Below are 13,044 nucleotides of genomic sequence, written 5' to 3'. Positions count from 1 at the left end.
CACGAATGAGCTTACGCCGCTTGTGTCGCAGCCTGTGCCCCGGCTCGCAACCGTTGTGCGTCACGTGCGGGCGGCGCGCCAAGAATGCGTGCGTAGTCGCGACTGAATTGCGAGGCGCTTTCGTAACCGACGCGGAAGCCGGCATCGGCGGCATTCAGCGTTTCGGCCAGCATCAGCCGGCGCGCTTCGTGCACGCGCAGATGCGAGCGATATTCCAGCGGCGTCATCGAGGTGACCGCCTTGAAATGCGCATGAAAGGTGGAGCGGCTCATTGCCGACAGATCGGCGATCTGCTCGATGCGGAAGCGCTGTGCGTAGTGCTCGCGCAGCCAGACAATGGCTTTGGAAATCTGGTTGAGCCGGCTGTCGGCGATGGCCATCTGGCGGACCACCGCATTGGCCGGATCGGCCATCAGGCGATAGAGCACTTCGCGCAGGACCAGCGGCGCCAGCGCGGCGATCTCCTGCGGTTGATCGAGCAGACGCGCCAGCCGCACTGCAGCGTCCTGCAATGGCGGGGTGCTGTGGTTGAGCAACAAGCCGGCCTGCGCCGCATCGCGTTGCGGCTCCACCAGCTCCGGGTGGCTGACGGCCAGGTCGCTCAGCACGGCGGTGTCCAGATCCAGGCAGAAACACAGATACGGCTGCGCGGCGCTGGCCTCGATCACCGAACCGACGATCGGCAGATCCACCGAGGCCACCAGATACATCTGCGGGTGATAGAGATACGCCGCCGCGCCCAGCATCGCCTGCTTGCGGCCTTGCGCCACCAGGCACAACATCGGCGTGTAGACCGTGGGCACCGACACGGTGGGCGAGGCGCTGCGCATGATCTGCAGCCCGGCAATCCGGGTGGCGTGCATGCCGTCGCCAGGAGCATGGCGCAGCAGGATGTCGGTCATCTCGGTCAAGGCGGACATGCAGGACTCGGCGGTGGCACCAGGCGGCTCGGCCGCGATGCCGTCGATCGTACAAGACCCACTGTCATGGAGCCCACATGCCGACCGCAGCAGCGGCAAAGGCAGCGCCGGGTGGCACCGGCACCGGCGGGCAGGCCCGCGCGCCCGACGCCCGACAATCGCAGGCCAGACACGATCCTGCGCTCACACACGCGCCGTATCATGGGTGTCCGTTCCCGTGACCACCCCGTCCCATGCCCGCAAAACGTTCGACCATCGCCGCACCGGCAAGCCCGGCCGACTGGAAGGCGCTCGAGGCCGCCGCCACGGCCGAACTTGCGCGCCGCACGGCGCAAGCGCATCGGCAGATCCTGGGATTGTTGAACACGCATGGGCATCTGCTCAGCGAAGCGCAGCGGCGTGGATTGCACCGGCGCTTGCTGCGTGCAGGGCGCTAAACGAGGGCGCTAGGGCGCCAGCGACATCCTTGACGCTAGAGCGACGGTGCCAACGTGCCGGTCGCACGCGCTTTATTGATTGGTGAGTCGAGTGCGCGGTGCCCTCACCACTTGCGGGACACGCCGTGAATCCGTCCGTGTAGATTCCTTGGCGGCCTCCATGCCGCCAAGGGTCCCGCAACCGGCAGGGACACCTCACCAAAAAGGTGGTCCGCGCTCGCATAAGAGCTGCTTGTCGCGCGAAGTGCATTCGTCGTTGATTGTGGGGTCGCGCAGGTGCATCGCTATCCAAATGCACGTGACACGCTGCGCTTGCCCATGCGCACCGACCATCCCGACTGGTTGTCGTTAGAGATGCATCGGGCGGTGAGCTGGCACATCGGCATCAAACAACGCGCATCTGGCACTGCTTTTAATCGTGCACACCGACCATCCAGGCAGGTCCTTGCCCGCCTACCGTCGCGGGACCTTACGCGGCATGGATGCCGCGTAAGAGCCTACAGGGACGTACTTGCGGCGTGTCCCGCGATGGTGGGCGGGCAAGGGCCCTGCAGCCAAGCTACAGATCGCCCGCTTTACAGCTAAGCTATCCGCTACGCCGTAGATCGTCCACTCTGCCTTGCGGCGTGTGCTGCGAGGGTGGGGGGCAAGGGCCCTGCAGCAAGGCGGCAGATCGCCTTCCTTACAACTGATCTCTCCGCAAACCCCCATATCGGGCTCTCCGGCTTGCAACGTGCTCCGCGGTGGTGAGCGGGCAGGGGCCCTGCAGCAAACTCGCAGATCGCCGGCTACCACTGATCCGACAGCGCGACTCGACCGAATCCAGCCACTAATCAACCAAGATGTTGATTAGCAGCCACGCATCGATCCACGTCCAGCAAGGACCGGCAAACGCAAGCAACGCGCTCGCGTTCAACCGCCAAGCTCCCACGGCGGCACTTCGCCCAGGCGTTCCTGCAGAAAATCCACGAATGCACGCACACGCGGTGGCTGCAGCTGGCGCGCCGGCATCACCGCGTTGATCTGCGAGGTTGGCGGCGGGTAATCGGGGAGTACCTCGACCAACCGGCCGTTGCGCAGCTCCTCGGCGATATGCCAGTACGAATGCAGCGCGATGCCTTGGCCGGCGACGGCCGCATCGCGGATCAACTCACCGAAATTGCTCTCGAAGCGGCTCTGCATGCGCACGCGCACCAGGCCGCCCTCCGGTGTTTGCAACTGCCAGACATCTTGGCGGCCGTCGCGGCCCATCAGCAGCACGCCGGCATGCCCAGCCAGGTCGTCCGGCGTGCGCGGGGTGCCATGGCGCTGCAGATAGTCGGGCGAGGCGGCGAGGGTGCGGCGGTTGTCGGCGATGCGCCGCGCTACCAGCCCGGAGTCGTCCAGCGGGCCGATGCGGATCGCCAGATCGAAGCCTTGCTTGACCAGGTCCACCAGGTCGTCGCTCAGGTGCGCACTGATGTGCACGCGCGGATGACGGGCCTGAAATTCCGGTAGCAACGGCGACACGTACTGCCGCCCGAACGAGGCCGACATGGTCATGCGCAGGATGCCGCCGACCGCGTGTGCGCTCTCGCGCAGATCGTCGGCCAGCGCATCCAGATCCTGCACCAGCACGCGGCCGCGCTCGGCCAGGCGCTGGCCTTCGGGGGTCGGGTGCAGCCGACGCGTGGTCCGGTGCAGCAGGCGCACGCCCAGGTCGCGCTCCAGCCGCTTCAGGCGCTGGCTGGCGACCGCTACCGACAAATCCAGGCTGCGCGCGCCGGCAGTGATCGAGCCGGAGTCGAGCACGCGCAGGAACAGCGCGATATCGCCGAGGCGGTCCATGCGATTCTCAATGATTGCTTGATAGTGAATCAGGATAACAGGGGTTTTTGCTTAGGACGCTGGAGCGCAGGCTGTGGGTTGTCTCCCCTGGTCCATGCCCATGTCCGCTTCCGCGCGTTCTTCCCGTTTTCCGCCAGCGCTGCTGGCGCTGACCATCGGTGCCTTCGGCATCGGCACCACCGAGTTCGTGATCATGGGCCTGCTGCAGCAGGTGGCCACCGACCTGGGCGTGTCGCTCAGCGCTGCCGGCCTGCTGATCAGCGGCTATGCGCTGGGGGTGTTTGTCGGGGCGCCGGTGCTGACCCTGGCCAGTGCGAAGCTGCCGCGCAAGGCGGTGCTGGTCGGCTTGATGGCGATCTTCACCCTGGGCAACGTGGCCTGCGCGCTGGCGCCGGACTACACCAGCCTGATGGTTGCGCGCGTGCTGACCTCGCTGGCGCACGGCACCTTCTTCGGCGTGGGCGCGGTGGTGGCCACCTCGCTGGTCCCGGCCGAGCGCCGTGCCTCGGCGATCTCGCTGATGTTTGCCGGGCTGACCGTGGCCACCCTGCTGGGCGTGCCGGCCGGCGCCTGGCTGGGTCTGCAGCTGGGCTGGCGGGCGACGTTTTGGGCGGTTGCGGTCGTCGGCGTGCTGGCCACGGCCGCGGTGGCACTGTGGGTACCGGCGAACGCAGGCGCGGCCGTGCCGGTGTCGTGGCGCCAGGAAGTGGCGGTGCTGGGACGCGGGCAGGTGCTGCTGGCCCTGGCGATCACGGTGGTGGGCTATGCCGGCGTATTCGCGGTATTCACCTATATCCAGCCGTTGCTGGTGGACGTGAGCGGTTTCGCGCAGACGGCGGTCTCGCCGGTGTTGCTGGTCTTCGGCGTCGGCATGATCGTGGGCAATCTGCTGGGCGGGCGTCTGGCCGACCGGCGTCCCACCGCCGCGTTGCTGGGCAGCCTGGCGGCATTGGTGGTGGTGCTCGCCGCGATGGGCCTGGTCCTGCACAACAAGACCGCGATGGTGGTGTTCGTCGGGCTGCTGGGCGTGGCCGCCTTCGCCACCGTGGCGCCGCTGCAGTTGCGCGTGCTCGAGCATGCACGCGGTGCCGGCCAGAACCTGGCTTCCAGTCTCAATATCGCCGCGTTCAATCTGGGCAATGCGCTGGGCGCCTGGCTGGGCGGCGTGGTGATCGCCACCCATGCCGGCCTGGTCGCCACGCCCTGGGTCGCCGCGCTGTTGAGCGCGCTCGGCCTGGGCATCGCGTTGTGGAGCGTGCAACTGCAACGCCGGCGTACCGCCGCGCCGGGCGTGTGTGCGCCGGCAGGTTGATTCGTTTCTTAGGCATGAGGGCAGTGACCGCGCAACCGGCAGCCCTGCGCGATCGCACGGGTGGTCGGCGAGCGGAGCCTGGCGCCTGGCATCGCGCATGGCCGTATCGATCGGCAGCGCGCGGATTTTCCTTCGGTTTCAAGGAGCATTGCGATGGAGACACGTTTTCTCGGCCGTTCCGGTTTCAAGGTCCCGGTGCTCGGTCTGGGGGCCGGTACCTTTGGCGGCAAGGGGCCGCTGTTTTCTGCATGGGGCGATACCGATGTGGCGCAGGCGCAGCGCATGATCGATCTGTGCCTGGAGGCGGGCCTGAACCTGTTTGACACCGCCGATGTGTATTCGGACGGCGCCTCTGAAGAGATCCTCGGCCAGGCGCTGCAGGGCCGCCGCGATCAGGTGATCCTCTCGACCAAGACCGGCCTGCGCCTGGGCGATGGGCCCAACGATGCCGGTGCCTCGCGCTTCCGCCTGTTGCGCGCGGTGGATGCCTCGTTGCGGCGCCTGCGCACCGACTATATCGATCTGCTGCAACTGCATGCCTTCGATGCGATGACGCCGGTGGAAGAAACCCTGTCCACGCTGGATGGGCTGGTCCGCGCCGGCAAGGTGCGCTACCTGGGTGCGTCCAATTACGCCGGCTGGCAGCTGATGAAGTCGTTGGCGGTGGCCGATGCGCAGGGCTGGAGCCGCTTTGTCGCCAATCAGACCTATTACTCGCTGGCCGGGCGCGACTACGAATGGGAGCTGATGCCGCTGGGCATCGACCAGGGCGTGGGCGCGGTGGTGTGGAGTCCGCTGGGCTGGGGGCGCCTGACCGGCAAGCTGCGCCGCGGCCAGGCATTGCCCGAACACAGTCGCCTGCATGCCACCGCTGCCGCCGGGCCGGCGATCAGTGACGAGCGCCTGTTCGACATCGTCGATGTGCTCGACGCGATTGCCGACGAGACAGGCCGCAGCGTGCCGCAGATCGCCATCAACTGGCTGCTGCAACGGCCCACCGTGAGCACGGTGCTGATCGGCGCACGTGACGAAGCGCAGCTGCGCCAGAACCTGGGCGCGGTGGGCTGGTCGCTGACGGACGCGCAACGCGCGCGCCTGGATGCGGTGAGCGCGGTGGAGCCACCGTATCCGTACTACCCGTACTGGCGCGGGCACTTTGCCGAACGCAGCCCGCTGCCGGTGTGATGCCGCATCACAATGGCCGTGCCGTGCGCGGAACTATCTCGGGATAGGGCACCTCGATGTCTCGAAAGAGCCGGAAGAGCGCATCCGGGTTGAATGGCGGATGCGACAGGGCGTCGATCGGCTCCCGGTGCGCGGTTGCGCAGCCGATGCCGGCGGTGAGAAAGCGCAGCGGTCGCATGGCCGCGAAGACGTAGCAGCTGGACCACTGCCACAGGCAGGCATGCGCCGCGCCTGCGTTCCCGCGTTGCGCGTCCAAGGACGTGGCCGCGCGCTCGGACGTGGACCGCGCGACAGCCGTGGACTGCCGCGCGGGATGACGTCTTGGCTTGCCTACCAGCGATACGCCACCGACATCTGGTACTGCCGTCCGGCGATCGGCCGGCCCATGAACACGCCGCCGGTCGCTGCACCCGGGACACGCACATTGCCTTCAGTCAGGCCCAGCGTGTCGGTGACGTTGCTGCCGCTGGCGGTCACTTCCCAGTGCTCGCCCACATGCAGGTTGGCGCCAAGGTCGAGCATGTCGTAGGACGGCAGCCGCTGGCTGTTGGCCAGGTCCGCAAAGCGATCGCCGATGTAGGAATAGGTGGCAAACACCTTGAGGTCGCCGAACGGCAGCATCCAGTAGTAGCTGGGCGTGATGCGGAACTGGCGCTTTGGCTGGCGCATCACCTGGTTGCCGGTGAACTCGCGGTAGTTGCGGTACTTGGCATCCAGCCACACCCCGGTGCCAGCCAGCTCGAAGCCGCCGAACGGGCGGATGGCGCCTTCCACCTCCAGCCCGCGCGCACGCGAGTCGCCAACGGTGGTGAAGTTTTCACCATTGGCCAGGAACGCCTGGAACGGCGAGTTCTTGAAGGTGTTGTAGAACGCGGTCAGGTACAGGTCGTAGCTGCTGGCACCGGACTTGAGCCCGAGTTCGTACTGATCCACTTCCTGCACGCGATTCTGGCCATCGCGCAGATTGTCGAAGCCGGGGAACTTCACCCCTGAATTGACGCGTGCGAACAGGCTGTTGTGGGTATCGAGCGTGAAGTTCAGCCCCGCCGTCCAGGAGAACGCCTCATCGTCCTGGTCGATGCGGCGCGTGCTGGCCAGGGCGAGCGAGGTGGCGTTGTCGTACAGCGTGTCCGGGTTGCCGTCCAGATCGACGGTGGCGGTGTCGTGCACATCGCCGGTGACGCTCTGGCGTTCGTAGCGGGCGCCCAGGTCCAGGCGCAGCCGCGCGTTGAGCTCCCATTCGTCGGCGACGAAGGCGGCGATGTTCTCGCCATCGTAGTTGGCGCGCAGGTTGAAGAACGCGGTGCTGGTGAAACCCTGGCGCGTGGCCTGTTGGCCGTTGTCCAGCGCCAGATCGATCCGGCGCGCATTGTTCTGCGCGGTAAGCAGCATGGTGTTGCCCAGGTACCAGGTGTCGGCCGAGGAGTACTTGGCATAGTACGCACCCACGGTGAGCGTGTTGCCCGTAAACAATTCGCGGCTCAGGCGCAAATCGTTGGTGACCGAATTCAGGCGCTTGTCCACCGACCACCAGCCGGCTTCCAGCACTTGCTGATTCGGATCGACGACGCCGCCGCCATTGGTGAAGCTACCGCTGCCGGTAGTGCCGTAACTGGCGATGAAATCGCTCAATCGCACCGGCGCATCGCCGGTGAACAACGCATAGGTCGGCGCGCTGCCGCTCATCACGTTGAAGCGGTCGGCAATGGTCCAGTCGCCGGTCTCCCAGTTCAGTTCGCCGCCGAACACATCGATGTTGACGCCGCGGCCGTCGGCCAGATCGCGGCGGATGGTCTGTCCATCCGGCCCGACCAGCAGATCGACATTGCGGAAGTCGCGGCCGAGCAGGGTGCCGGTTTGCGCATTCAGGCCGGGGAAGCTAGACAGGTCGTTGCCGTTGTTGCGCGACAGCAGCGGAATGGCGGTATAGAAGGCATTGTTGTCGTCGGTATGCCGCGCGTAGAACGACAGCTCACCACTGTCCCAGCGCTTGCTCAAGGTGGCGCTGAATTGGCCACCCTTGTCGGCGGAAAACTGCGGGTCGCGCACGCCGTCGGTTTCGCGAAAGAAACCGCCCACGCTGTAGTACCAGCCATTGCCCATCGGCCCGCTGTTGAAGACATCGATGCGGCGCAGCGCGTTGTTGCCGCCGGTCAGGCGTACGCTGCCTTCGGGCTCGTCCTGGCCTTTTTTCTGGATGAAGTTGACCGTCAGGCCCGGTTGACCGTTGGAGAAGATCGGGCTGGAGCCGCCACGCAACACCTCCATGCGCTCGACCGTGTCGTCGACGCGAAACAGCGTGGAATTTTCCAGGAACGACAGGGTCGGCGGCGGGAACAGCGGCGAGCCATCCAGTTGCATGGTCACGAACGGCGCATCGCCTTCGGATGGCATGCCGCGCACGAAGATATTGGCGCCGGTGCCGCCGCCGCTGGGCTCGGCCCATACGCCGGGTACGATCTTCAGCAGGTCCGCAGTGCTCTGCGGCACCGCCTGCTGGATCTGCTCCGGGCTGGCGGTGGTGATCGAGAAGCTGGCATCGCGCTTGGCCAGGCCCTTGAAGCGCGCGGTGCCGCTGACGATCACTGCATCCAGCGTGGTGGCCTCGCTGCGCGGCTCGGCGGTGGACGTCTGCGCGTGCGCGGCAGGCGCAAGTAGGGCGCCGATGGCAAGGGACAGGGCATAGCGGGGCATCGATGCGGTCATGAAAGCTCTCCTGGGATGACGTCGCAGCTGGCGGCAATGCGCGCGTCGTACACGCGCCGCCAAAGGGTGACCGGCAGCACGTCACAGTGGCCGGTCGCGCAACGCAGCGACACACGTCGCGCTGTTGTTCTAACGGAGTTGCCGGCAAAAGCTGTTGTGCGCTGCGGCACTCGGCGCAGGCGACGTGCTCGCCATCGATCAATGTGGCAAGGCGCCGGACCGCGCGTGCGCAGTGCACGTGTGTCGCTATCGGACCGCGTGTGGGTCGTTTCAACGCGCACCATAGCGGCAGCCGATGCGAACCATCGTCGCGGCACGATGGCCCTTGCGCATGCGCTGCCAGGCACCGTGCGATGGCGCAGCGATGTCGCTGCACGCAAGCCGATAGGCAGGCGCGCGCTTGCGCCTGCTTTACGCTGCTGCGCGTACCGGCGCGGCTTCGCGGATTGGCAGGTTGATCAGTGCGGCGATCACTGCCAGCAGCATGTCGGCGTACCACATCCAGCTGTAATCGCCGAAGCGCTCCAGCGCCAGCCCGCCCAGCCACGCCCCGAAGAAGCCGCCGATCTGGTGCGACAACAAGGTCAGGCCGAACAAGGTGCCCAGGTAGCGCGGGCCGAACAGTTTGCCGATCAAGCCCGCCGTCGGCGGCACCGTGCCCAGCCAGGTAAAGCCCAGCGCTGCAGCGAACAGGTAGAAGGTCAGCGGCGTCGGCGGCGCGATCAGGTACAAGCCGATCAGCACCGCACGGCTGGCATACAAGGCGCACAGCAGCCACTTCATGCGGATGCGTTCGCCGAGCTTGCCGGCGACCAGGCTGCCGGCCACGTTGAACAGGCCGATCAACGCGATCGACACCGCCGACACGCTGGCGGGCAGGCCACAGAGCGCGATCTCGCCGGGCAGGTGCGTGACCAGAAACGCGATATGCACGCCGCAAGTGAAAAAGCCCAGATGCAGGCACCAGTAACTGCGATCGCGCAGGGCAACCTGCAGTTGCGCACGCAGGCCGATGTCGTCGTCTGCGATGGGCGTGTGCGTGCCCGGCGGCGGCGATCTGCGTCGCAGCGGCCAGGCCAGCGGCAAGGTCAGCAAGGAGATCATCGCCAGCCCGGTCATCGCCCTGGCCCAACCGGCGGCGCCGATCATCAGCTGCACCAGTGGCGCAAACACGAACTGGCCGAGCGAGCCGCCGGCATTGATCAGCCCGGCCGCGAACGAGCGCCGCTCCGGCGCCAGACGTCCGGCAGTGGCACCGATCAGCACCGAAAAACTGCCGGCGCCCGCACCGGCGGCAGCCAGGATGCCCAGCGAGACGATCAGGCCCCACTCGCTGGCCAGCCACGGGCTCAGTCCCAGGCCCAGCGACAACAGCACGCCGCCAAACAGCAGCACCGGCAGTGGCCCGCGCGCATCGGCGATCGCGCCGAATACCGGCTGCACCGCACCCCAGACCAGTTGCCCCACCGCCAGCGCGAAGCTGATCGACGCGATGCCGATCCCGGTCTGGCGATGGATCGGCTCCACGAACAGGCCGGTGGTCTGGCGTGCGCCCATCGTCAGCATCAGCATGGCCGAGGCGGTGAGCAGCAATCCCCACTGCGCGCTGGTGCGGGCGCTCGCAGAGGTATTCATGGCGCTGCCTCCGCGTCCAGGGCCGCATCCAGTTGCATCAAGGTGGCGTGCAACTGCGCGGTGGAAGCGCTGCCGAACAGCGTTTCCAGCTGCGTCTGTGCGCGTTGCCAATGCGGCAGGGCGCGCACCAGCAGCCCGCGCCCACTGCGGCTCAGTACCACCAGTTTCTGGCGCGCATCCTCGCCGCGACGTGCCTGCACCCAGCCCGCCGCCAGCAGCGGCTTGAGATTGCGGGTCAGCGTGGTGCGATCCATGCCCAGCGAGTGCGCCAACGCGCCCAACGGCTGTGCGCTGACCAGCCGGCGCAGGATCGAGTATTCGTTGAGGCTCAGGCCCACCTGTGCCAGGGCATGGTCGTACAGCTGCGAGGTGCGCCGTGCGGCACGGCGTAGCTGGAAGCAGGTGCAGGGGCCGGTCCCGGACATGGCGATGCTCCACGAGGATGCTCGCACTTTGCGTGCATATGCACCTATTGGCAAGCGCGTGGCGAACTTGGGGCGCTTGTCCGTCGACGTACGCTCGGTCGAGTCTGCAAGGCAATCGCATACCGCTCAACCCGCGCCAATGTCGGCGCTGGCACATGCGTTGGTGTGCACCGGCAGCCTTGCTATCGGCCGACGCCGGCAAGCGGCCTCGGTGTGATCGGTCAGCGGGGCGTCGAGCCAGCCCGTGCAATGCAGCGCATCGGCTCGCCGCTGCGAGTGGCATTGCAGCGCAGGGCTGTCATCGCCGCGCCAATGCGCGCAGCATTGCAGTACGCCAAGGCCGGCAGCCCCCCGCCGGACATGACGAGGCCGCCCGAAGGCGGCCTCGCTTATGACGGCGGGAGAGAGGTACCGTCAGAAGAACAGGCGCACGCCGAACGAGGCGCTGCGGCCGGGAAGCATCACGTCGTCCTTGAGGAAGGAGGTGTGCACGCGTGCGTCCTGGTTGGTCAGGTTGTTGCCGTCCAGGAACACTTCCCACGCGTTGCTGCCGCGGTCCACGTGGTAGGCAAGATGCGCATCGACGAAGGTATAGCCGTCGGTCGGGGTTTCGTTCACCGCCACCTTGTCCTGCTTCATGGTGCGGGTGGCGCCGAGCGAGGCGCGCCATGCATCGGCGTTCCAGCGCATCTGCGCGCCGACGCGGCCCGGTGCGATGCGCGGCAGGTTGCCGCCATCCTTCAGGCGCGCACGCACGGTGTCGCCGAACACGCGCAGATCCCACGCGCCGGTGTCGTTGTCGGCCAGATGGAAGGTGGCCTCGCCCTCGAAACCGTGGAACACCGCATCGTTCTGCGTCCACTGGCGGATCGGCAGAAAGTCGTTGTCTTCTTCGTTGAACCATTGGCCGCCGGTATCGACGATGTAGACAAAGTCGTTGTAGCGGTTGTAGTACGCGGCGATCTTGGCATCCACCCATGCGTTCTGGAAGTTCAGGCCCAGCTCGGCCTGGTTGGCCTTTTCGGTCTTCAGATCCGCATCGCCGATCTCGTAGGCGAGGGTGGCGATGTGGGGGCCGTTGGCGAACAGCTCTTCCTCGGCCGGTGCGCGTTCGGCGTGGTCGAGGTTGGCGGTCAGGCGCCATTGTTCGTTGAAACGGAAGCCGCCGCTGGCCGAGAAGCTGGTCGGGGTGAAGTCGCGGTCCACGCCGATGTCGGTGCGGTACTTGACCTTGTCCACGCGCGCGCCGACTTCGGCGGTGACGCGCTCCCAGCTGTTGCGCGCGACGCCGAACACGCCGAGCGAGCGGGTGTCGGTCTTGGGCACGAAGGATTCCTCGCCGATCGCCTGGAAGGTGGTGTCGCTGCCCTGCAGGCCGAACGCGGTCTGCCAGCCGCCGCCGAAGGTGAAGGAGGCTTCCACGCGGCCTTCGTTGGCGCGCTTGGTGAACACGGTGCCGACTTCGGCGCCTTCGAACTCGGTGTGCGCGTAATCGGTGTGGCCGAAGCTGTAGCGCAGCGCGCTGCCTTCGCCCCAGGGATCGGTCAGCCCGCCCTTGAGGTCGTAGCGGTCCTGCTGCAGCTTCAAGGACACCCCGCGCTCGCCGATCGTCGGGTCGCCCGGCTCGCCGGGGTTGCCGTAGTTGTCACGGAAGCGCGAGGCCGACAGGCCGACGAAACCCCAGTCGCCGGACAGCGAGGCGCCGACCGAGCCGACCTTGGAGTCGATCCAGCTGTTGAGCTGGCGCCCCTGCGGGGTGTCGTAATCGTTCTGGTTGCGGTACACGCCGTCGGCATGGATCGACAGGCCGCTGCCATTGCCGGCATCGACGCGGAACATGTCGGTGTTGCCGTCCTTGTCGCCACCGTCGAAGCGCACTTCGGCGCGGCCGCTGAAGCCGTCCACCGGGGTTTCGGCAATGCGCCCGTCGACCACGTTGACCACGCCGCCGATCGCGCCGGAGCCGTACAGCAGCGTGGACGGGCCCTTGAGCACCTCGATCTGGTTGGCCAGGAACGGCTCGATCGCCGGCGAGTGGTCCTGGCTGACCGTGGACACGTCCTGGGTCGACAGGCCATCGCGCAGCACCGCCACGCGCGGGCCGTCCAGGCCACGGATGATCGGCCGGCCGACGCCGGGGCCGAAGTTGGAACTCTGCACGCCGGGCAGGCTGGCCACGGTCTCGCCCAGGCTGGAGCTGCGTACCTCGTCCAGACGCTCGCCGGCCAGTACCTCGACCGGGCGGCTCAACTCGCCGGCCGCATCGCGCAACGGGCTGGCGGTGACGACGACCTTGTCCAGGTCCTTGATATGGCGGCCACTGGAAGCGGTGGCGTCATGGCGCGTGTCCGAGCTGGGCGGGGTCTGCGGGTCGGCGGCTGCCGGTGCGTCCTCGGCCAGGGCCAGGGCGGGCGTCAGCAGGCTGGTCAACGCCAGCGAGAGCGTGGAGCGGCGGAACGAGAAAGCGAGGCGAGGGTGCATGGCGGGCCGGACTCTGTGATTGTTACTGTATATCAATGATAAGGCGCAGCTTGGCTGCTGTGCCGACGGCAGGACCCGCTCACCTGCGCGATGCAGCGGTGCGGGTCTGGAACAAG

Annotated in this window: 10 protein-coding genes; 3 read left to right on the top strand and 7 right to left on the bottom strand. The window is 67.0% G+C overall.

Annotated elements, in window-relative coordinates; all coding sequences use genetic code 11:
* Window positions 1-11 precede the first annotated feature (11 nt).
* A complete protein-coding gene (locus tag AC1PLS_RS13995; RefSeq protein WP_024939906.1) occupies window positions 12-920 on the bottom strand; it encodes an AraC family transcriptional regulator in 909 nt (302 codons plus the stop codon).
* Window positions 921-1,153: 233 nt separating this feature from the next.
* On the opposite strand from AC1PLS_RS13995, the gene AC1PLS_RS13990 reads away from it, so the two are divergent.
* Window positions 1,154-1,357 (top strand): hypothetical protein, encoded by a 204-nt coding sequence (locus tag AC1PLS_RS13990; protein WP_481103783.1) that lies wholly within the window; start codon window positions 1,154-1,156, stop codon window positions 1,355-1,357.
* Between the two features lie 912 nt (window positions 1,358-2,269).
* Here AC1PLS_RS13990 and AC1PLS_RS13985 read toward each other — a convergent pair.
* Window positions 2,270-3,184 carry a LysR family transcriptional regulator gene (locus tag AC1PLS_RS13985; RefSeq protein ID WP_016902329.1) on the bottom strand — a complete coding sequence of 305 codons (915 nt, stop codon included), beginning with the start codon at window positions 3,182-3,184 and terminating at the stop codon, window positions 2,270-2,272.
* A 100-nt stretch (window positions 3,185-3,284) separates the two neighbouring features.
* Between AC1PLS_RS13985 and AC1PLS_RS13980 the strand changes: the two genes are divergently transcribed.
* Both AC1PLS_RS13980 and AC1PLS_RS13975 read left to right on the top strand, forming a co-directional pair.
* Window positions 3,285-4,496, top strand: coding sequence for an MFS transporter (locus AC1PLS_RS13980; RefSeq protein WP_184431700.1), 1,212 nt, complete (start codon window positions 3,285-3,287; stop codon window positions 4,494-4,496).
* A gap of 153 nt (window positions 4,497-4,649) precedes the next feature.
* Window positions 4,650-5,681 carry an aldo/keto reductase gene (locus tag AC1PLS_RS13975; RefSeq protein WP_046343518.1) on the top strand — a complete coding sequence of 344 codons (1,032 nt, stop codon included), beginning with the start codon at window positions 4,650-4,652 and terminating at the stop codon, window positions 5,679-5,681.
* 7 nt (window positions 5,682-5,688) lie between these two features.
* Here the strand turns inward: AC1PLS_RS13975 and AC1PLS_RS13970 are convergent, their stop codons facing one another.
* From AC1PLS_RS13970 to AC1PLS_RS13950, 5 genes are all read right to left on the bottom strand, one after another.
* On the bottom strand, window positions 5,689-5,937 hold the full coding sequence (locus tag AC1PLS_RS13970) for a hypothetical protein (RefSeq protein ID WP_184431697.1): 249 nt from the start codon (window positions 5,935-5,937) through the stop codon (window positions 5,689-5,691).
* Between the two features lie 74 nt (window positions 5,938-6,011).
* On the bottom strand, window positions 6,012-8,387 hold the full coding sequence (locus AC1PLS_RS13965; RefSeq protein ID WP_184431695.1) for a TonB-dependent receptor: 2,376 nt from the start codon (window positions 8,385-8,387) through the stop codon (window positions 6,012-6,014).
* Between the two features lie 411 nt (window positions 8,388-8,798).
* The gene (locus AC1PLS_RS13960; RefSeq protein ID WP_481103782.1) at window positions 8,799-10,022 is read right to left on the bottom strand and encodes an MFS transporter; all 1,224 of its coding nucleotides are present in this window, start codon (window positions 10,020-10,022) and stop codon (window positions 8,799-8,801) included.
* Window positions 10,019-10,447, bottom strand: coding sequence for a MarR family winged helix-turn-helix transcriptional regulator (locus AC1PLS_RS13955; protein ID WP_184431691.1), 429 nt, complete (start codon window positions 10,445-10,447; stop codon window positions 10,019-10,021). The genes AC1PLS_RS13960 and AC1PLS_RS13955 overlap by 4 nt, the downstream gene beginning before the upstream one ends.
* A 414-nt stretch (window positions 10,448-10,861) precedes the next feature.
* Entirely contained in the window at window positions 10,862-12,928 is a 2,067-nt protein-coding gene (locus tag AC1PLS_RS13950; protein ID WP_039522357.1) for a TonB-dependent receptor, read from the bottom strand.
* Window positions 12,929-13,044 lie beyond the last annotated feature (116 nt).

It is taken from the genome of Xanthomonas sp. NCPPB 3218 (genome assembly GCF_056725185.1).
This window is presented reverse-complemented; position numbering and strand designations above follow the sequence as displayed.

Bases quoted from the DNA above. Each gene is read 5' to 3' on its own strand.
- AC1PLS_RS13990 (WP_481103783.1), top strand. From the start codon at position 1,154: ATGCCCGCAAAACGTTCGACCATCGCCGCACCGGCAAGCCCGGCCGAC.
- AC1PLS_RS13980 (WP_184431700.1), top strand. From the start codon at position 3,285: ATGTCCGCTTCCGCGCGTTCTTCCCGTTTTCCGCCAGCGCTGCTGGCG.
- AC1PLS_RS13960 (WP_481103782.1), bottom strand. From the start codon at position 10,022: ATGAATACCTCTGCGAGCGCCCGCACCAGCGCGCAGTGGGGATTGCTG.
- AC1PLS_RS13955 (WP_184431691.1), bottom strand. From the start codon at position 10,447: ATGTCCGGGACCGGCCCCTGCACCTGCTTCCAGCTACGCCGTGCCGCA.
- AC1PLS_RS13975 (WP_046343518.1), top strand. From the start codon at position 4,650: ATGGAGACACGTTTTCTCGGCCGTTCCGGTTTCAAGGTCCCGGTGCTC.
- AC1PLS_RS13995 (WP_024939906.1), bottom strand. From the start codon at position 920: ATGTCCGCCTTGACCGAGATGACCGACATCCTGCTGCGCCATGCTCCT.
- AC1PLS_RS13950 (WP_039522357.1), bottom strand. From the start codon at position 12,928: ATGCACCCTCGCCTCGCTTTCTCGTTCCGCCGCTCCACGCTCTCGCTG.
- AC1PLS_RS13965 (WP_184431695.1), bottom strand. From the start codon at position 8,387: ATGACCGCATCGATGCCCCGCTATGCCCTGTCCCTTGCCATCGGCGCC.
- AC1PLS_RS13985 (WP_016902329.1), bottom strand. From the start codon at position 3,184: ATGGACCGCCTCGGCGATATCGCGCTGTTCCTGCGCGTGCTCGACTCC.